At 62.4% G+C, this 19,174-nt stretch carries 18 protein-coding genes; 12 read left to right on the forward strand and 6 right to left on the reverse strand.

Annotated features, from left to right (window positions below):
• Positions 1 to 143: 143 nt before the first annotated feature.
• The 7 genes from accD to fumC all read left to right on the forward strand — a co-directional run bounded on the left by accD (position 144) and on the right by fumC (position 6,665).
• Complete coding sequence (accD, locus tag V7D69_RS00725) at positions 144 to 992, forward strand: acetyl-CoA carboxylase, carboxyltransferase subunit beta (protein WP_324062882.1); 849 nt, start codon at positions 144 to 146, stop codon at positions 990 to 992.
• Positions 989 to 1,444, forward strand: a complete 456-nt coding sequence (gene accB / locus V7D69_RS00730; RefSeq protein ID WP_324062884.1) for an acetyl-CoA carboxylase biotin carboxyl carrier protein — start codon at positions 989 to 991, stop codon at positions 1,442 to 1,444. The genes accD and accB overlap by 4 nt, the downstream gene beginning before the upstream one ends.
• 13 nt (positions 1,445 to 1,457) lie before the next feature.
• Positions 1,458 to 2,810 (forward strand): acetyl-CoA carboxylase biotin carboxylase subunit, encoded by a 1,353-nt coding sequence (accC, locus tag V7D69_RS00735; RefSeq protein WP_333604827.1) that lies wholly within the window; start codon positions 1,458 to 1,460, stop codon positions 2,808 to 2,810.
• Positions 2,807 to 3,754, forward strand: a complete 948-nt coding sequence (locus V7D69_RS00740) for an acetyl-CoA carboxylase carboxyltransferase subunit alpha (protein ID WP_324062888.1) — start codon at positions 2,807 to 2,809, stop codon at positions 3,752 to 3,754. Before accC ends, V7D69_RS00740 begins: the two co-directional genes overlap by 4 nt.
• Positions 3,755 to 3,950: 196 nt before the next feature.
• Positions 3,951 to 4,427 (forward strand): c-type cytochrome, encoded by a 477-nt coding sequence (locus V7D69_RS00745; protein WP_333604828.1) that lies wholly within the window; start codon positions 3,951 to 3,953, stop codon positions 4,425 to 4,427.
• Positions 4,428 to 4,531: 104 nt separating this feature from the next.
• Entirely contained in the window at positions 4,532 to 5,212 is a 681-nt protein-coding gene (locus V7D69_RS00750; RefSeq protein ID WP_333604829.1) for a cytochrome b/b6 domain-containing protein, read from the forward strand.
• A 73-nt stretch (positions 5,213 to 5,285) separates the two neighbouring features.
• The gene (gene fumC, locus V7D69_RS00755; protein WP_333604830.1) at positions 5,286 to 6,665 is read left to right on the forward strand and encodes a class II fumarate hydratase; all 1,380 of its coding nucleotides are present in this window, start codon (positions 5,286 to 5,288) and stop codon (positions 6,663 to 6,665) included.
• A gap of 17 nt (positions 6,666 to 6,682) precedes the next feature.
• Here the strand turns inward: fumC and V7D69_RS00760 are convergent, their stop codons facing one another.
• Positions 6,683 to 6,973 (reverse strand): 4a-hydroxytetrahydrobiopterin dehydratase, encoded by a 291-nt coding sequence (locus tag V7D69_RS00760; protein ID WP_333604831.1) that lies wholly within the window; start codon positions 6,971 to 6,973, stop codon positions 6,683 to 6,685.
• Positions 6,974 to 7,020: 47 nt separating this feature from the next.
• Between V7D69_RS00760 and ccmA the strand changes: the two genes are divergently transcribed.
• Positions 7,021 to 7,599, forward strand: coding sequence for a heme ABC exporter ATP-binding protein CcmA (ccmA, locus tag V7D69_RS00765; RefSeq protein ID WP_324061839.1), 579 nt, complete (start codon positions 7,021 to 7,023; stop codon positions 7,597 to 7,599).
• Positions 7,596 to 8,255 (forward strand): heme exporter protein CcmB, encoded by a 660-nt coding sequence (locus V7D69_RS00770; protein WP_324061838.1) that lies wholly within the window; start codon positions 7,596 to 7,598, stop codon positions 8,253 to 8,255. Before ccmA ends, V7D69_RS00770 begins: the two co-directional genes overlap by 4 nt.
• A gap of 106 nt (positions 8,256 to 8,361) precedes the next feature.
• Here V7D69_RS00770 and V7D69_RS00775 read toward each other — a convergent pair whose 3' ends face one another.
• The gene (locus V7D69_RS00775) at positions 8,362 to 10,248 is read right to left on the reverse strand and encodes a bifunctional diguanylate cyclase/phosphodiesterase (RefSeq protein WP_333604832.1); all 1,887 of its coding nucleotides are present in this window, start codon (positions 10,246 to 10,248) and stop codon (positions 8,362 to 8,364) included.
• A gap of 341 nt (positions 10,249 to 10,589) precedes the next feature.
• Between V7D69_RS00775 and V7D69_RS00780 the strand changes: the two genes are divergently transcribed.
• The 3 genes from V7D69_RS00780 to V7D69_RS00790 all read left to right on the forward strand — a co-directional run bounded on the left by V7D69_RS00780 (position 10,590) and on the right by V7D69_RS00790 (position 14,864).
• Positions 10,590 to 11,063 carry a hypothetical protein gene (locus tag V7D69_RS00780; RefSeq protein WP_324061834.1) on the forward strand — a complete coding sequence of 158 codons (474 nt, stop codon included), beginning with the start codon at positions 10,590 to 10,592 and terminating at the stop codon, positions 11,061 to 11,063.
• Between the two features lie 101 nt (positions 11,064 to 11,164).
• Positions 11,165 to 13,333 (forward strand): RNA degradosome polyphosphate kinase, encoded by a 2,169-nt coding sequence (locus tag V7D69_RS00785; protein WP_414690945.1) that lies wholly within the window; start codon positions 11,165 to 11,167, stop codon positions 13,331 to 13,333.
• Positions 13,334 to 13,382: 49 nt separating this feature from the next.
• Positions 13,383 to 14,864 carry a Ppx/GppA family phosphatase gene (locus tag V7D69_RS00790; RefSeq protein ID WP_324061829.1) on the forward strand — a complete coding sequence of 494 codons (1,482 nt, stop codon included), beginning with the start codon at positions 13,383 to 13,385 and terminating at the stop codon, positions 14,862 to 14,864.
• Between the two features lie 28 nt (positions 14,865 to 14,892).
• Here the strand turns inward: V7D69_RS00790 and virB11 are convergent, their stop codons facing one another.
• From virB11 to V7D69_RS00810, 4 genes are read right to left on the reverse strand one after another with little or no spacing between them, the layout of a single operon-like run.
• Entirely contained in the window at positions 14,893 to 15,948 is a 1,056-nt protein-coding gene (gene virB11, locus V7D69_RS00795) for a P-type DNA transfer ATPase VirB11 (protein ID WP_324061827.1), read from the reverse strand.
• A gap of 6 nt (positions 15,949 to 15,954) precedes the next feature.
• Positions 15,955 to 17,043 (reverse strand): TrbI/VirB10 family protein, encoded by a 1,089-nt coding sequence (locus tag V7D69_RS00800; protein ID WP_333604833.1) that lies wholly within the window; start codon positions 17,041 to 17,043, stop codon positions 15,955 to 15,957.
• A 3-nt stretch (positions 17,044 to 17,046) separates the two neighbouring features.
• Positions 17,047 to 17,895 (reverse strand): TrbG/VirB9 family P-type conjugative transfer protein, encoded by an 849-nt coding sequence (locus V7D69_RS00805; RefSeq protein WP_324061824.1) that lies wholly within the window; start codon positions 17,893 to 17,895, stop codon positions 17,047 to 17,049.
• Complete coding sequence (locus tag V7D69_RS00810; RefSeq protein ID WP_324061822.1) at positions 17,892 to 19,169, reverse strand: type IV secretion system protein; 1,278 nt, start codon at positions 19,167 to 19,169, stop codon at positions 17,892 to 17,894. The genes V7D69_RS00805 and V7D69_RS00810 overlap by 4 nt, the downstream gene beginning before the upstream one ends.
• Positions 19,170 to 19,174: the final 5 nt, after the last annotated feature.

The following is a 19,174-nucleotide window of genomic DNA, read 5'->3' on the forward strand; positions in this document are numbered from 1 at the left end:
GAAGGGGTTTCCCCTAAACGGGCGCGCCTTGTTTCGGTGTCGCGCGTCATTACAGGGGCATTAAAGGCGCACCCGGAATGTTTGCGGAAGTGGTGGCCAGGGGCGGCTGCGCTCTCGTTCAATAAAGATTGGTACGCACGGTAATGAGTTGGCTCAGCAAGGTCCGCAATTCGCTTTCGAGCCTCGCCAAGCGGGACACGCCGGACAATCTCTGGATGAAATGCCCGAACTGCGGCGAGATGCTGTTCGCCAAGGATTTTGAGGCCAACCTTTCCGTCTGCCCGCGCTGCGAGCATCATGGCCGCATCGGAGCCAAAGCGCGCTTCGAGCAGATCCTTGATCCCGGTTATGCCGTTCTGCCCACCCCGCACGTACCTGAAAACCCGCTGGGTTTCCGCGATACCAAGAAGTATCCTGATCGCTTGAAGGCCGCTCGCGCCGCCAATCCGTTCCCCGATGCGCTGACCAATGCTTTCGGCAGTATCCAGGGCGCCAGGGCCGTTCTGGGGGTACAGGACTTCGCTTTCATGGGCGGCTCAATGGGCATGGCGGTGGGAGAGGCTTTCGTCGCCGGCGCGGAAAGGGCGATTGCCGAGAAATGCGGATATGTCATCTGCACCGCGGCAGGCGGGGCGCGAATGCAGGAAGGCATCCTCTCGCTGATGCAGATGCCCAAGACCACCGTGGCTACCCGGCGCCTTGCCGCTGCCGGCCTGCCTTATATCGTCGTTTTAACTGACCCCACTACCGGTGGCGTCACCGCCAGCTATGCCATGCTCGGTGACATTCACATCGCCGAGCCGGGGGCGCTGATCGGTTTCGCTGGCCAGCGCGTTATACAAGACACGATCCGAGAAAAACTGCCCGAGGGCTTCCAGCGCGCCGAGTATCTCCATGCCCATGGCATGGTGGACATGGTGGTCCATCGCAAGGACATGAAGGCCACGCTGGCCATGCTGCTCGGATATCTAGACCGAAAGGAAGTCGCGTGAATATCGATAGCGCACTGGTTCGCGAGCTGGCTGAATTGCTGGCGGAAACCGGCCTCTCCGAAATCGAGGTGGAGGATGGCGATCGCAAGATCCGCGTAAGCCGCCAATTGGTGCAGGCGATGAACGCCGCGCTAGCGCCGGCATTGCCGCTGGCCGCGACACCTCTCCCCGCCTCGGCGCCTGCTCCCGCTCCTGAAGCCGCGCCGGCCCCCGTTCCGGTCGATGCCGTAAAGTCGCCTATGGTCGGCACGGTCTATCTCGCCGCCGAACCGGGCGCGTCCAACTTCGTGAGCGTTGGCAAGACCGTGAAGGAAGGCGACGTGCTGCTGATAGTGGAAGCCATGAAAGTGATGAACCAGATTACGGCGCCCAAGGCGGGCACGATCGAAGCCATCCTCGTCGAGAACCAGCAGCCGGTCGAATACGATCAGCCGCTTGTCGTGATCGCCTGAGGGCCGCCGTTCCATGGCTATTTCCCGCCTGCTGATTGCCAACCGGGGCGAAATCGCGCTGCGCATTCATCGTGCCGCGCACGAGATGGGGATCGAGACCGTCGCGGTGCATTCCACCACCGATGCCGATGCGATGCATGTGCGTCTGGCCGACCATGCGGTGTGCATTGGCCCGCCCCCGGCGCGCGATTCCTATCTGAACGTGGCCGCGATCATTTCGGCTGCCGAAATCACGCAGGCCGATGCGATTCACCCCGGCTACGGCTTTCTCTCAGAAAACGCCAAGTTCGCAGAGATCGTCGAGGCGCATGGCATCGCCTGGGTCGGCCCCAAGCCGGAGCACATCCGCACCATGGGAGACAAGGTGGAGGCCAAACGCACCGCCGGCGCCCTTGGCCTGCCGCTGGTGCCCGGCTCCGACGGCGCCATCACGGACGTGGCGGAAGCAAAGGCGCTTGCGGCGGAGATCGGCTATCCGGTGCTTATCAAGGCTGCCTCTGGCGGGGGCGGACGCGGCATGAAGGTCGTCCAAAACGAGGGCGAACTGGAAAGCCAGATGGGTCAGGCCCGCTCCGAAGCGAAAGCGGCCTTCGGCGATGACACCGTTTACATGGAAAAGTACCTCGGTAATCCGAGGCACATCGAGTTCCAGGTGTTCGGCGACGGCCGAGGCAACGCAGTGCATCTGGGCGAACGCGATTGCTCGCTGCAGCGCCGCCACCAAAAAGTGCTGGAAGAGGCCCCCTCCCCTGTCATCATCCCCGAGGAACGTGATCGCATGGGCGGCCTCGTGGCGAAGGCCATGGCCGACATGGCCTATCGGGGCGCCGGCACGATCGAGTTCCTCTGGGAAAACGGCGAGTTCTACTTCATCGAGATGAACACGCGCCTGCAGGTGGAACATCCGGTGACCGAAGCGATCACCGGGGTCGATCTGGTGCGCGAGCAGATCCGCATCGCTGACGGCAAACCGCTTTCGTTCGAACAGGACGCGATCGAGTTCAAGGGTCACGCCATCGAATGCCGCATCAACGCGGAAGACCCCTGGACTTTTGCACCCTCGCCCGGCCTGGTCGCCAACTATCACGCGGCGGGAGGGATGAACGTGCGCGTCGATAGCGGGCTTTACGCCGGTTACCGCATTCCGCCTTATTACGATTCGATGATCGGAAAGCTGATCGTCTCCGGTCGCACCCGCAAAGGCGCCATCATGCGTTTGAAGCGCGCACTGGAAGAGATGGTGATCGAAGGCGTGAAGACCTCCATTCCGCTTCACCAGGCGCTGCTGGAAGACCCGGAGTTCAATAGCGGGGACTATACGATCAAGTGGCTGGAAGAGTGGCTTGCGAAGAGGAATAAAGCATGACTTCGTTCCTGGACTTCGAAAAGCCGATCGCCGAGTTGGAAGCGCGCATCGCGGAATTGCGCGCGACAGCCAGCGGCAGCGAGCTTGATATCGAAAGCGAGATCGCGCGACTGGAACGGAAAAGCGCCGGCATGCTGGCAGGCACTTACGCCAAGCTCACTCCCTGGCAGAAGACGCAAGTGGCCCGCCATCCGCAACGGCCGCATTTCCTTGATTATATCCGGCTGGCCTTCACGGACTTCGTGCCGCTGGGCGGCGATCGTCTTTATGGCGAGGATCAAGCGATCATCGGTGGTCTTGCGCGGTTGAACGGGCGCAAAGTGATGCTGATCGGCCATGAAAAGGGCCAGGACACGGCCACGCGCATCCGCCACAACTTCGGCATGGGCAAACCCGAGGGTTACCGCAAGGCGATCCGCCTGATGGAAATGGCCGGCAAGTTTGGCCTGCCGGTGGTTACGCTGGTCGACACGTCCGGCGCCTTTCCCGGCGTCGAGGCCGAAGAGCGCGGCCAGGCCGAGGCCATTGCCCGTTCGACCGAAGCCTGCCTTGCCCTGGAAGTGCCGATGGTCGCCGCGATCGTCGGCGAAGGCGGCTCGGGCGGCGCGGTGGCGCTGGCCAGCGCCAACAAGGTGTTGATGCTGGAACATGCGGTTTATTCAGTGATCTCGCCCGAAGGGGCGTCCTCGATCCTGTGGCGCACACCGAACAAGGCGGCTGATGCGGCCACCGCCATGAAAGTGACGGCGCAAGACCTGCTCGCGCTCGAAGTGATCGATGCCGTGGTGCCCGAACCCACCGGTGGTGCCCATCGCGATCCCGCCGCCACCGCGCAAGCGCTGGCCGAAGCGCTAAGCCGCGAACTCAAGGCGCTGGAAGGCAAGGCCGCTGCGGCACTCGTCCGCCAGCGTGAGGAACGCTTCCTGGCGATAGGCTCATTGTAACCTTCACCAGCACGCGAGACGCGGGCCCAACGCTCCGTCCATATCAACCCGATACCCGCGAGATCACCATTCAGCTCGCCGACAGCGGACGGACGGCAATGTGCGCAAGGCAACAGAATGTCTTTGCGAATACCCCATATCCTGCGGTAACCCTCTCGCGTAATTGAGTTCCATCCCCCCAAGGATAATTACCTCTATGAAGCACATGAAGTCCCTTGCCCTTGCCGCTGCCGGCGTGATCGCTCTTTCCGCCATGGCCGCGAGCGGCGTGTTGGCGGCGGTATCGCCCTCTGCCAGCGCCATTATTTCCGCACGCAAAGCTAACTTCAGGAAGATGGGTGCCGCGGCAAAGGTCTTGAAGACCGAACTCGCCGGAAATGCCGACAAGGCGAAAATGCTTGCCGCCGCCAAGACCATCGCCGCAAACGGTCGTTTGCAGGGCGCTCTGTTCCCCGCGGGCACTGGCCCGTCCGCCGGTGTGAAGACCGATGCACTGCCTGTGATCTGGACCGATCGCGCGACCTTTGATGCCGATATGAAGAAGCTGATCGCCGAATCCGACAAGCTGGTGACCGTAGCCAACAGTGGAGACGCTGCAGCGATCGGCGCACAGTTCAAAGTGGTCGGAGGCACATGCGCCGCCTGCCATCGCCAATTCCACAAGGAACACTAAGTACTACCGGATTATAAACCCGATCGTGCGCGATTGTTCTTTGTTTTCTGTATTCTCAGGTCAGCTGTTGTCAGCGGACCTGAGAATCTAACAGGGGCATAACCATGACCGAGACCACCACCGTCGGCTCAACCCGTGTCTGGGACCTTCCCGTCAGAACATTCCATTGGCTCCTTGTGGCGCTCATGGCGTTTTCGTGGTGGAGCGGTGAGAACGAGGAGATGGAGTGGCACCGTCTGTCGGGCTATTGCATCCTAGCGTTACTGGTTTTCCGGATATGGTGGGGGTTTGCCGGATCGCGAACGGCGCGTTTCTCGCAATTCGTACGTGGTCCCAACTCGGTTCTCGCTTATGCAAGAACGCTAGGCGCGCGGCCGGGTCACAGTTCCGACGGGCACAACCCTCTCGGCGGCTGGAGCGTGATCGCCATGCTAGCCGTGCTGGTCGCCCTGGTGACCACCGGCCTGTTTGCAATCGACATAGACGGCATCGAATCGGGCCCGCTGGCGGATTACATCAACTTCGACCAGGCCCGCTCCGCGGCAGAGGTTCATGAAACGGCCTTCAACATAACGCTTGCGCTGGTGGGCCTGCACATCGCGGCGATTGCGTTTTATTTTGGCTGGAAGCGTCTCAATCTTGTGCGCGCGATGATTACCGGCCGGCGCGCCGTCAGCGAAGGCGAAACCGTCGGCGATTTGCGCTGGTCGCCAGTCAAAGCGCTGATCGGCATCGTCATCGCGGGCGCCTTTGCCTGGGCAGTGTCGAAGGGCTTCCGGTTTTAGCCTTTGGAACCCTTCGCGCCCCGGCCCTTTGTTACGATATTCATGAGCGCCGCAGTCAGGGAAGCAAAACGGTATGAAAGCCCGCCGCGAAGCCGACAGCCTCGGTGAAATCGATGTCCCCGCCCAAGCCTATTGGGGTGCACAAACGCAGCGCAGCATCGAAAACTTCCCTTTCGGCGTCACAGAGCGCATGCCGATCGCTATCGTGCGTGCGCTCGCGCTGGTCAAACAGGCGGCGGCCAAAGTAAACCGCGCGCACGGCCTGGATGCCCATCTTGCCGATGCCATAGAAACTGCGGCCGGCGAAGTTGCGGCCGGCAAGCTTGACGACCAGTTCCCGCTGGTCATCTGGCAGACTGGCAGCGGCACCCAAACCAACATGAACGTCAACGAAGTGATTGCCGGCAGGGCGAATGAAATCCTGGCGGGCAAGCGCGGCGGCAAGGTGCCGGTCCATCCCAACGATCACGTAAATAAAGCGCAGTCATCGAACGACAGCTTCCCCACCGCGCTGCACGTAGCAGCGGCGTTGGCCGTACATGACAAGCTTGTTTCAGCCCTGGATCGACTGTGCGACGCTCTGGATGTCAAGGCGCGGGATTGGCAGGATGTGGTCAAGATCGGCCGCACGCACTTGCAGGACGCCACGCCGATAACGCTGGGGCAAGAGTTCTCGGGCTACGTCCAGCAACTGCAGGACGGCCGCCAGCGCATCCTCGAAGCCGAATGCTTCGTGCGGCGGCTTGCCCAGGGGGGCACGGCGGTGGGCACCGGACTGAACGCGCCTGAAGGGTTCGGAGAAGCCATGGCCTCCGAGCTGTCCCGGTTGACCGGGCGGGATTTCGCAACGGCGCCGAACAAGTTCGAGGCGCTCGCCTCCAATGACGCCCTTGTGCAGCTTTCCGCGACACTCTCGACGCTGGCGGTCTCGCTGACCAAGATCGCCAACGACATCCGCCTGCTGGGCTCTGGCCCCCGATCCGGCCTGGGCGAGCTGGAATTGCCCGCCAATGAGCCGGGCAGCTCGATCATGCCCGGCAAGGTTAACCCGACCCAATGCGAAATGCTGACGATGGTAGCCGCGCAAGTGATCGGCAATCATCAGGCTGTGACGATCGGCGGCCTTCAAGGCGCCTTTGAGCTCAACGTGTTCAAACCGATGATAGGCGCGGCGGTGATCCGCTCGATCGACCTGCTGTCAGTGGGAATGACGAGTTTCGCCGAACGCTGCGTCGAAGGCATAAAGCCCAACCGCGCGCGGATAGCTGAACTGGTTGAGCGATCCTTGATGCTGGTGACGGCGCTCGCGCCCGAGATTGGGTACGACAACGCCGCGCGGATCGCCAAGCACGCACACGCGCACGGGCGCACTTTACGCGAGGCGGCGCTGGAACTCGGGTTAGTGGATGGGGCCACTTTCGATCGCCTCGTCCGCCCGGAAACCATGGTCTGACCACGGCGGCAAGCCGTTCAGATCAACCCGTCAATAAATCGCGCCATTTTCACATCTCGCGCGCTCAACCCGCCAGCGTCATGGGTGGTGAGCCGGACATGGACCTTGTTGTACACGTTGGACCATTCCGGATGATGATCCACCTTCTCCGCATGGAGCGCAACGCGGGCCATAAAGCCGAATGCTTCATTGAAATCGTCGAACTCAAGATCGATCTCGATCGCCAGCCCATCGCCGCTGAGCGCCCAGTCCGCCAGTTCGTCAAGAACCACGGCACGCTCGGCATCAGTCAGGCGGGGAATGGTCATCTCGCTCTCCTTGGCAGCCCGGCTGCTTTCAACTATCGCACCTGCTGATGCAAGGGGCCGCCGTTTCCGTTACCGATCTTGCGTGCCGACGCGGCGACCGGGTGCTGTTTCGCGGCCTGTCCTTGCGCCTGAACGCAGGCGAAGCGCTGCATGTCACCGGCAGCAACGGGATCGGCAAATCCAGCATGTTACGCATTGTGGCAGGGCTGGCGCCCGCCTTTGCGGGAACCGTGAAGGTTGCCGGCCCGGTTGGCCTCCTTGATGAGCGGCCGGCGCTGGATCCCGCCTTGCCGCTTGGACGAGCGCTGGGCTTCTGGCAACGATTGGACAAAGCCGCCGGCAATCAACTGAAACGGCTGGGCCTTTCAGAATTGCTGGACGTGCCGGTGCGCTATCTTTCCACCGGGCAGAAAAAGCGGGCTGCCCTGGCCCGGCTGATCGGACAGGAAGCTCGGGTGTGGCTGCTGGATGAACCGCTCAACGGGCTGGACGGCCACGCCGTGGAACTGATGGAGACACTGACGGCCGAGCATTGCGCGGCCGGTGGTATTGCTATGATCGCATCGCATCAGCCCTTTCAGCTGCCAGGCATGGGCGGGCTGGCGCTGGCGGAATATCAGGTATGAGCGGGCAAGTCGGCATTCTGCTGCGGCGTGACCTTGCCCGTCTCCTGCATGGCGGGCGCGGTGGTGGCGCCATATTGCCAGTGCTGTTCTTTCTCGCCGTGGCAATGCTTTATCCCTTCGCCGTCGGGCCGGACGCCCCGTTGCTTGCCCGCACGGGAGGCGGGGTGATCTGGGTCGCCGCTCTGCTGGCCGCCATCCTGCCGCTGGATCGGCTGATTGAACCGGACATCGAGCTTGGCATGTTCGATCAATGGACGCTGCGGGGTATAACAGAGGAAATGGTGATCGCCGTGCGGGTGTTGGCTCATTGGTTGAGCTTCGGCCCGCCACTGATGCTCGCCGCCCTCCCCGCAGCCGCTTTGCTCGGCCTAAACAGCGCCACCCTCCGTACGGTCGAGATCGGGCTGCTGGCGGGTACGCCGGGACTCGCCGCGCTGGGAGTGACAGTGGCGGCATTGACAGCCGGTCTGCGCGGCGGCGCGGCGCTATCCGGACTGCTGGTGATCCCCATGGCAGTGCCGGTGCTGATCTTCGGCGCGGGCAGCCTGGGCGCCGGCGGCCAAAGCGGCCTGGCCCTGACGGGTGCGGCAAGCTTGGTCCTCCTTGCCGTCGCACCGTTCGCCGGTGGTGCGGCGGTTCGTGCGACGCGGATGTAGGGCGCATATCCGCCCGTCCTACAGCGACTTGCCGACCCTGTGGATAAGTCTGGGGGAATCCCCGGCATAAGCGGAGGAGAGAATCCCTCCTCGTATCGCAATTCAATCAAGCACGGGTGCGCCGGGATGGTGCGGAACGTGTTTCTACTGCGCAACTCGCCGGCACGGACGAATTGGCGAGCGGAATGGCGTGCTGATTGGCGGCCGCGTGACGCATCAGCAATCGCACGGTCTCGGCACGGTCGACGCCTTTCGCAAAATAAAAGCCCTGACCATACCCACAGCCCAACTGCTTGAGCACGTCCGCCTGCGCGGTCGTCTCCACCCCTTCGGCCGTGACAGCCGCCCCGATCTTACGGGCGATGGCGACCAACCCCGCGATAATCGTTTCACTGACGGCGTCGTCGGGAAGCCGGGCCGTGAAGGACCGGTCGATTTTGATGAAGTCGACCGGAAAGTCGAGCAAGTGCGTCAAGGAGGCATAGCCGGTGCCGAAATCGTCCAGCGCTATGCCGACGCCGCGCTCCTTGAGCGCTCCGATGGCCCGGATCACCGTCCTGTCGTGATCGCCGATATAGACGTTCTCGGTCACCTCCAGAACGAGGCGATTGCGCAATTCTTCTTCAACGAAGATGTCATCCAACGCGGCTGCCAATCGGCCCCCGCGCAAATCCACGGCGGTGACGTTCACGCCCATCCTGCCGAAGTCGATGCCCAGATCACGCCAGTTCCGCATGTCGTCACATACCGCCGCCAACATATGATGCGTCAGCACGGACGCGACGCGCGCATCGCTCGTGGCTTCAGCGAAAGTTGATGCCGGCACGACTTCGCCGGTCACCGTGGTCATCCGGCAGAGCGCTTCAAGCCCAACGATCCGATGATCGGCAAGGCGTACGATCGGCTGATACCAGGCGTCGATGCGCCCTTCCCTCAGTGCGACATCGACGCTTTCGATCGATGAGAGGCGCGCGACCATCCGAGTGTCGATGCCAGGCCAATAACGGACAAATCCGCCCCGATGCGTCTCTTTGGCGTGGTAAAGCGCAAGGTCTGCATTGCGGCGCACCGCATCCGGGCCGCACTCGTTTCCTGAGACGACCGCTCCCCCCATGGTCGCTTCCGGGACAAGCGAGAAATGCTCATATTCCACCGGAACCGCGAGCATTTGGGCAACGGCGGAGGCGGTGCCCGCGAGCTCCCGTAACCTCTCCGGATCCTTAATCAGCACGGCGAACTCGTCGCCGCCGACGCGGAACGCGCTGTCTGGAAGGGCAAAGCGCGCCAGCCGAGATGCCACGTCCTGCAGCAGTTTGTCGCCTACCGCGTGTCCGAACGTGTCGTTGACGACCTTCAGATTATCCAGATCGATCAGCAACAGCGCCCAGGCGCCGGGGTCATTGCACTTCAGATGCGCCAGGGCGCGGGCGAAACTGCCCTGATTGGGCAATGTGGTCAAAGCATCCGTATTCGCGCGCCGCTCGCGCTCAATCACTCTCTGGTGACGAGCGAAAGCAAGATCGCACAAGTGAAGGCATACGGTCACCGCATCCCGCTCTTCCGCGGTAGGGCCACGGGCTTCATCGAAGTAGAGCGCGAATGTGGCCAGAACGATTCCTGAGGTATCGACCAAAGGTGATGACCAACACGCCTTGAATCCCAGAGACTGAGTCGCGGCCTGAAAGGCGGGATATGGCGCCCAGCGATAATCGGTCGCAATATCGGTGACCTCTACCGGCTTCCCGGTATAAGCGGCGGTTCCGCAAGAACCGGCATTGGGCCCGATCGCCAAATTGGTCAGCGACCGTGAATAGGCGTCCGGTAGGCTCGGCGCCGCAAGCGGATGAAGGGTGCCGCTGCGGTCGACCATCAGAACCGAGCAGATGACACCACGAAAGCGGACCTCGATAAACCCGCACATGCGGTTCATCACCTCTGCCAGCGGCGCACCTTTCGCGATCAATTCAAGTATCTCTGCCTTGAAACTGAGCACTCTCCGTCCATTCTATTTTCTCTGCGGAATGGTGCATCTTATCTGACGGAAGTTAACCAACCCCTTATGTCACATGCACTTACTGCGTTTCGAGGCTCCATTTGGAGGCTGCCTGTTCGCGCGTCGCAAGCTTGCCCGCACGAATGGGGAAGTCTGCCCAAAAAGGGGCCGGGGCGGAAAGGCTGGGAAAGATTTACGATAGGACCGCCCCGGCAAGGTTACAGGAGGAAACCGGCGCCCCATGACAAGCGCCGGTCCGGGCGAGGCTTGACGAAAGCGCCAAGCCTCGTATCAATAGATATTGATAATCATTATCATATACAAGCCTTTGGAGCTATCACATGTATCGGTACGTTGACCGTCCTCTCGATACCTTGGACGAGGGATGCCGTTTCCTCATCTGGTCCATGCGCGCCTGGGTGGCGACAATCGCTGGCAAGCGCTGTCCGGCCCAGTTGCTGGCGCCCGCCTTTGCTCGGTGGCGGATGATCGGTGGGCTCCAGCCGTTTCATCGCGCGATGATGCTGTTCAATCGCGATGCGCTGGAAACACTGGCGTTCTGTCCGCTGGCATGCCCTCACGTTTCCGAGCATGAGGCGGTGATTCTTGAACTGGTCACCAGTTTGCGCGACCGCGGTGCCTCGGCCACGCGCAAGACTCTGGAACTGGTGATTATAGAGGAAAGTGTGGGCGATATGTTGGAAACGCTTTCCCGTCTAGGAGCGGCGCTGGCGATCGCGGGCATCTTTCCTGACGGACAGCACGCGACAAAAGGCGCAAGGGATTGTGGCCCCACCGGGACGGAGCGCGAATAGCAACGGTGCCATTGAAATTCCGCGCGGGTCTCGGGTTGCCACGATTGCCCCGAAACTGTCATCATGGCATGCAAGGGGGCCTTGAAACTGAAATGAAGGCCATGCTCGAAACGCCCTCCCCGTCGAACGAAGCGGAACTCTGCGAGACCTCCGAATTGAGCGTCCTGCCTGCGCGATATTTCAATCGCGAATTGAGCTGGCTGGCCTTCAACGAACGCGTGCTCGCCGAAGCCACCAATCCCAATTATCCGCTGCTGGAACGGCTGCGCTTTCTCTCGATCTCGGGCAGCAATATTGACGAGTTCCTGATGGTGCGCGTGGCCGGCCTGGCCGGACAGGTGCGCCGCCAAATCGAAGAAATCTCGATCGACGGGATAACGCCCTCGCAAGCGCTCGCCGCCACTCACGAAAAAGTGCTGGCGCTGGAGGAAATCCAGCAAAGGGTCTGGCGCGGGCTCAGGGCCGAGCTTGCCACCGCGGGAATCGCGGTCATCGGTGACGAGAAGCTGGACCATCATCGCGAACACTGGCTCAGGAACTATTTCCTAGAGCATGTCATGCCGGTCATTACGCCGCAGGCAATCGATCCGGCGCATCCCTTTCCCTTTGTCTCCAATCAGGGCATCGGCATTCTTTTCTCGCTGACGCGCCTGGCTGATGATGCGCCAGTCATGGAAATGGTGCTCATCCCCGCGCCGTTGCCCCGCTTCGTGCGCATTCCCGGCGAAAACCCGGCGTGGACCAGCATTGAGGATCTGATCTGCCGCAACGCGGGAGAACTGTTTCCCGGCTTCCGCCTGAACGGCCACGGCGTTTTCCGCATCCTGCGCGACAGCGACTTGGAGATCGAGGAAGATGCCGAAGATCTGGTACGCTATTTTCGCACCGCCATTCAGCGTCGCCGTCGTGGCTTGGTGATCGTCCTGCAACTGCAGGGCAAGTTCGACCCGGCCGCCGAGGAGTTGCTGCGCATGCAGCTGGGCCTCGACAAGGCGCTTATCATGAAGACCGACGGCATCATCGGCTTTGCCGGCCTTGCCGCCATCTGCGACGAGGATCGACCCGAACTGAAGTTCGAACCGTATTCCCCGCGCTATCCCGAACGCATTCTCGAGCACGATGGAGACATCTTCGCCGCCGTCCGCGAGAAAGACATCGTCATCCAGCACCCCTACGAAAGTTTCGAGGTAGTGATCGATTTCCTGCGCCAGGCCGCGCGGGACCCGGACGTGATCGCCATCAAGCAAACGCTTTATCGCGCAGGTAAGCAATCGGCGATCATATCCGCCCTCATCGCCGCAGCGGAACAGGGCAAGTCCGTCACCGCCGTGGTCGAGCTGAAAGCCCGCTTCGATGAAGAACAGAACCTGCTCTGGGCCAATCAACTTGAACGCGCCGGCGTGCAGGTGATCTATGGCTTCGTCGACTGGAAGACGCACGCCAAGGTCTCGATGGTGGTTAGGCGCGAGGGCGAGGGCTATCGCACGTATTGCCACTTCGGCACTGGCAATTATCACCCGTTTACCGCGCGCATCTATACCGACTTGTCGTACTTTACCGCTGACCCGGCGGCCGGCCGCGATGTCGGCCGGCTCTTCAACTTCATTACCGGATATGTCGAGCCCAAGCGCACCGAACTGCTCGCGATCTCTCCGATATCGATGCGTTCCAAGCTGAACGAGTTGATCGACGGGGAAATCGCCAATGCCAAGGCAGGTAAACCGGCGGAGATCTGGGCGAAGCTCAACTCACTGACCGATCCGGAGTTGATCGACAAGCTTTACGAGGCGAGCCGGGCAGGCGTCGACATCGATCTGGTGGTGCGCGGCATCTGCTGCCTCCGGCCCGGTATTGCCGGCCTTTCGGAAAATATCGCGGTCAAATCGGTGATCGGCCGCTTTCTCGAACATGGCCGCATATGGGCTTTCGCGAATGGCGCGCACTTACCCAACCGACGCGCCAAGGTCTACATAACCTCGGCCGATGGCATGAGCCGCAATCTTGATCGGCGCGTGGAAGTGATGGTGCCGATGCGCAACAAAACGGTGCATGACCAGGTGCTGGATCAGGTCATGCTCGCCAATCTGCTCGACACCGAACAGAGCTGGGTTCTCGGCCCTGACGGCACTTACGAACGCGTCAGAGAGATCGAAAAGCCGTTCAACCTTCACCGCTATTTCATGACCAATCCATCGCTCTCGGGGCGCGGTGCGGCCATTGCCAGTGGACGAAAAGTGCCGAAGCTCTCGCTAAGACGGGGCAATATCTGATAGTGGCCGCGGGCGCCCCGGAGTTCGGATCAAGCGATTCGTAATTGGAATGATCGGCATCAGCCACTCGACTGAGAAACGCGCCATTATCGACATCGGGTCGAACACGGTGCGTCTTGTGGTTTACAACGGTCCGCCGCGGGCGCCCGTTGTGATCCTCAATGAAAAGGTCAACGCCCGCCTGGGCAAAGATATCGGCAAGACCGGCGTGATCGCTGAAAAGTCCATGCGCGCTGCATTGGCTGCCTTGTCCCGCTTCGCGGCGCTGACACGATTGATGGGGGTGGAGAATGTGGAGTGTGTCGCCACGGCCGCCGCCCGCGATGCTCGCAATGGATCGGAATTGCTCGAAGCGGTGACAGGGTTCGGCTTGTCCCCGCGTCTCCTTTCCGGCGAGGAAGAGGCCCGCGCCAGCGCCACCGGCGTGATCGCCGCTTTCCCCGGCGCGCGGGGGATCGCCGCCGACCTGGGCGGAGGAAGCCTTGAACTTATCGAGATCGATGGCGACGTTCCCGCAGGGGGCATTACTTTGCCTTTCGGAACGCTGCGCCTGCCCGACATGCGCATCGGCGGAGCGCAAAAGTTCGCGGCGTCCGTGCGTGCCGGACTCAAGGAGAGGCGCTGGGGCAAGGGAGGCGGCCTTCCGCTCTATATAGTCGGCGGATCATGGCGGGCTCTGGCGCTGCAGGCAATGCGGGTGCTGCAGTGGCCTGTCGATGACCCGCACGGCTTTGAGCTTGATGCCGCTGACGCGCTTCGCCTTGCGCGCCAGTTTGAAAAAGGCAAGCTCGACGATCCAGATCCGCGCATCACCAGCGCCCGTCTGGCCACCCTGCCCGATGCCGCCGCGCTGCTTGTTCAGCTGATTACCTCCCTCAAGCCCTCGCACCTCGTATTCTCTTCGTGGGGGCTGCGTGAAGGATTGCTGCACATGCAGTTGCCCCACTCGATCCAGCGGGAGAGCCCGATGCTGGCGAGCGTGGCCGCGTTCGCGCACGGCGCTCGCGTTTCGGCAAAGGATGCCGCCCGTGTCGCCGCGTGGACGGGTCCGGTCTGCAAAGAGGAGCCAGGGGACGGCGATCTGCGCAAGGCCGCCACTTTGCTCGCGCTCGCCGCGATGCGCACTGAGCCGAACATGCGTACGGAAGAGGCGCTGACCTGGGCGCTGCGCAAACGCTGGATCGGTCTGGGGATGCGAGGGCGCGGTATGATGGCGATGACTGTATTTGCCAATTCCGGGCTTACAGCCGTCCCGCCGCAGTTCATCCGCCTGGCCGACCGGGCCGATCTCGACCGGGCGATCGGCTGGGGTCTGGCCGTGCGTCTGTGCCGCCGCCTGACCGGCTGCACCGAAGCAGCGCTTTCAGCGAGCAGGCTCACGATAGAAAGGGGCACGCTGGTGCTCTCACTCGATGAGCTGACCCGCCCACTCTATAATGCGGGAATCGCCAAAGACCTCAAGACGCTGGCCGAATGGCTTGGTCTGGCATGGACGGTCGATGCGAAAGGCGTCGCGCTGATCGAAGCGTAAAGGTCGCTGATCGTTGGAGGAGCTGCCGTTATTCGACGAGATTGTTGCTCTCAGCGATCGCACTGATGCCGCGTTTGCCGTCCTGGCGGTCCAGTTGAACGACGATATCGATCACCGAAGCGGCATATTCCAGCGTTTCCGCGCGGGTCAGGCCGATACCAGTCTGCATTGCCATAAGCGCAATCTGTTCCAGCGCGCCGCGCGGCGAATTGGCGTGAACAGTCGAAAACGAGCCGGGATGCCCCGTGTTGATCGCACGGAGAAAACTGACGGTCTCCGATCCACGTAATTCGCCCAGGACGATGCGGTCAGGCCGAAGACGCAGCGCCGCCTGCAGCAGATCATCGGCGGAAACCTTGGCTTCACCCAGTTCCCCCTTCACCGCAATCAGACCAACTCCATTAGCGCCAGGCAGGCGCAGTTCGGCGGTATCCTCGACCAGCACAATCCGCTCGTACGTCGGAATTTCCGAAAGCATCGCATTAAGGAACGTCGTCTTTCCAGTCGATGTCCCGCCCGAAATCAGGATGGTGCGGCGACGTCGGACCGCATCACGCAGAAACGCGATGGGTTCGGCCATAGGATCGGGCGCCGGCTCCGCGTGCGCGGGGGTGATGGGGCCGCGATCATAGGCGTCCAGCGGCAGTTCCAGCAGCCGATGGCGACGGATCGCCATCGCCCAGTTGGCGCGCGTGGCCGGTGGTCCGACAAGCTGGATACGTGCCCCACTTTGACCATTGTAAGCAGGCAGGGTCGCCGCCAGCAGGGGATGCTCGCGATTGATGCCCTGATGGCTGATTCGGGCAACCTGCTCGGCAAGTCGCTGAAGCAGGCGATTGTCCATCTCCGGCAGATCGACTCGCTGCATGCCATTGCCCGCGCCGGCACGAACAGCGTCTTCGATCCACACTTCACCGGGGCGATTAACGAGAATTTCAGTGACGGTCTCGCGTTCGAGCCAAGGACGTAAAGGGGCCAGATAAGCATCGAGATAAACGCTGCGCGGCGCGTGCGCGTCCAGCGCCTCAGCCGCTGAGGCCCGTGCTGAAGCGCCTTCCGGCTGAAGAGGAAGAACATCAGCCATGACGCATCACTGAACTTTGCCGAAATCAAGGTCCTTGGCAGTGAAGACCCGGATCGGTTCGCCCATGCGGACGCGGATCGTCGGCCCCACGCTGGAGCTGTTCTGCACCGCCGCTGCCGCTGCCGACTGACCACCAGCGCCGATGACGACGCTGGCCCCGCCCGTGCCGATGGCGGAAAGACCGCCGACCACCGAGAGCAGCATGGCCGAACCGAAGCGCTCGAAGAAATGGCTGTTGACCTTGCCGGGAAGACCCGTCTCCCCCCCGAAAGCGATGGCCGGAGAACCGAGGTTCACCGAAACGCCGTCGGGACGGATCAGCCGGGTCCAGATCACATAAGCGCGCTTCTGACCGGCGCTGAGGCCGCTCTTGTACTGTCCGATCAGGCGCGAGGAGCGCGGGATCAGCACTCTCCTGCCGTCGAAGCTGCGCACATCGGTGGATACGATCGCCCGCACATAGCCGGGCACGTCCGTATCAATGGCGGTTTCCAGTACTGCCGGGATCAGCGTTCCCTGCGTCACCGTCGTCGCCGGATCAAAGGAACTGGCTGCGGTGGCCGTTGTGCCAGAGCCGGCCAACCGCGCGGCGAAATCATCATTGGCATTGCCCGAACTCCTGGCCTCACCCGGAGCGCCCGCAACCGGAATGGGCCCGCCGGTGCCTACGTCGAACACCACAGTAGGGCTTGCGTAAGGATTGGCCTGAGGCGTCGCAGCGGCATTGACGGCCGGTGGCGCGGCCAGCACGGGAGCGGGCGTCGGCGGTACGGCCGGGACTGGCGAAGGCCGCACGGCAGGAACAGCGGCGGCGGGCGCAGGAACCTCGGACCCTGGCGCTGCCGGTTGGGCTCCAGCCTTGCTCTGCTTCGCCACCGAGCCATTGCGCACCGAATCCATGGACCACAAGGACAGCCCGCCGAGCGCCGCCACGATGAGTATCCCGGCCGCGAGGCCCAAGCCGTCACCCCGCTTGCCCTGGCTGACCTGAGGCAGCACGCTACGAGTGGCAAGGTCAATGACCTGGGCAGTTTCGCGCGGATCCGTAGCTGCATCAGCCGTAACGCGTTCACGAAGGGACGAGTTGGGCGCCATGTGTCAGTTCCCCTGTGCCATCGCTGAGTTTGCAATCGCTGAATTTGCATCTGCCGAATTGACCTTGGCGGGACCGGACGAATTGGCCGCCACGGCCGCACCCGGACGGGCCGGCGAAGGCCCGACATTTTCCAGCGCTGCGCTGGCTCTGCCGGAACGAAGGATGATCTTTTTCGGGACTTCGGAGATCACAATGGTGGCGTCGCGCACCGCATAATTCACCGGCCCTTCTTCCCCCTTCTCGTTCTGAACCAGAATGGCGGGCACTGCGGCCTTGTCCGGCCAGACCAGATAAGTCGCGCTGCCGTCGTCATATACCCGTGCCGGCAGCAGCTTTTCCGATCCAGCACGTTTCCATGCAAAGTTGAGGGCGGCCGGGTCGGCCGGCACCGCAGACGGATCACCCGAAGCCAGCGCCCGCTCGTCTGCGCTCAGGCTTGCCGTCGCCGGGACGGGCGCCTGGCGCGGTTCGTCCTTGTAAGTGAAGCGGAGCATGTAGAGGGGCCGTGCCCTGGGCGAAGCGACAAGATCGAAAAAATACGTGTGGCGGTTAGTGACTACCGTCATGTTGGTGCGCGCTGTGCCTTCCAGCGGCTTCACGAAGAGCAGGTCGGCACGCTTGTTGGGCGTGATCTGCCACGATTGGGAATCGCCCACGGCCACATTCTCGATGGACTCCCCCTGCCCGAAGGCGATCGTTGCCTGCACGCCCGCCCTACCCTCTATCCGCACCACCTCGTTCTCGTTGTAGGCGTGATGGACCAGGCGATCGTCGGCAAGAGACGGCATTGCCGACGAGAGCGCCAGCATCGCCGCGATCGCAGCCAGAGCGGGAGCCTTGCGGCGGTTCATCGTGACTTCTCCTTCATCAGCCAGCGGCCCGTATCATTCGACGCGGAACGAAACCGGCTGCCTATCCCGCGCGCGCGCGCGCCGTCGTCTTCCGCGCGCAATGGCTCGATGCCGCCTCCGGATATTTGCGTTATGACGGTCCGGCGATCGCTCCGGATCGCGTTTCCGCCTGGAACTGGCGCTTCTGGCATGGCCGAAGCGCCGGCGGCCGCAATACCTGAGGCACGCCCTTGTACCGCCATAGGCGTCGGAACAGCCACAGTGGCGACAGGCTGAACCTGCGAAGCAGCCTTCCCATCACGCCTGTCGCGTTCACCCCCTTCCCCGGCCAGGCCGAACGCGCGCCAACCGGCGACCATCGTGGCCGCCACCTTGATGACCATCATCATCAATACGGCATGCACCGCGGCGACAAGGAAGAACGCCATGGCTGCCCGACCATCCAGTTCGCCCATGTTGGCGCTCTGCACCAAGCTGGAAATGATCGGCACCAGCAGTTCCAGCGTAATCCCCCCGCCAAGCACGACGAATAATGGCGTAACGGCGGTCATGACCACACCGCGAAGCCAACCGGCCGTCAGACCCCGCGTGCCACCGAACAGGGCCATGACAACGAAGATCGGCCCCAGCGCCAGCAAGACCGCCAGCGCGATGCGCGCGGTCAGCAATATACCAACGGTGCCGAGCAAAAGCAGCAATGCCCCCATCCACATCACGCTTTCCGGCGTAAACAGACCTTGCGCGGCGCCGGCCCCGGCGGCGGAATGAGCGCCGACGGCAACCGTGGCCCCCGCTGCGGCGCCGGTCGCCCCTTCCCCGACAGGTGCGGAGCCCTGGCCACCAGCGCCTTGCGCGATGTCATTGATCGCACCGAACACGATATCGATGCGATCGCCAAAGATCTGCGTAGCTGACCCCTTGGCCCCCATCAGCACAGACGCGATCCAGTCCGGCCCGCCAATAGCAAGGTTCCACACCACGCCCTGATAAGCGATCCAGCTTGTCGCAAAGGTCAGCACCACACCCAGACGCAGCATGCGCGGCGTAAGCGCGGAGACGCCCAGCGCGCTTCGGCCGGTCAACAGCGAGAGAGCAAAGAAGGCAATGTAAAGCGTGAGCAGGATGGTAAGCACTGGGGCCATTGCGCCACCCGCGCCGAACAGCCGGCCAAAGGCACCAGCGGCCATCTCGTTTGCAACGCAGTCAACCGCTCGCAGCGCCGGAGCGACCCCGGCGGAAGCAACTTCGGTCAGCTGATCGCAGCCCCTGCTCATCACCT

The organism is Novosphingobium sp. (assembly GCF_036733805.1).
GTDB lineage: Bacteria > Pseudomonadota > Alphaproteobacteria > Sphingomonadales > Sphingomonadaceae > Novosphingobium.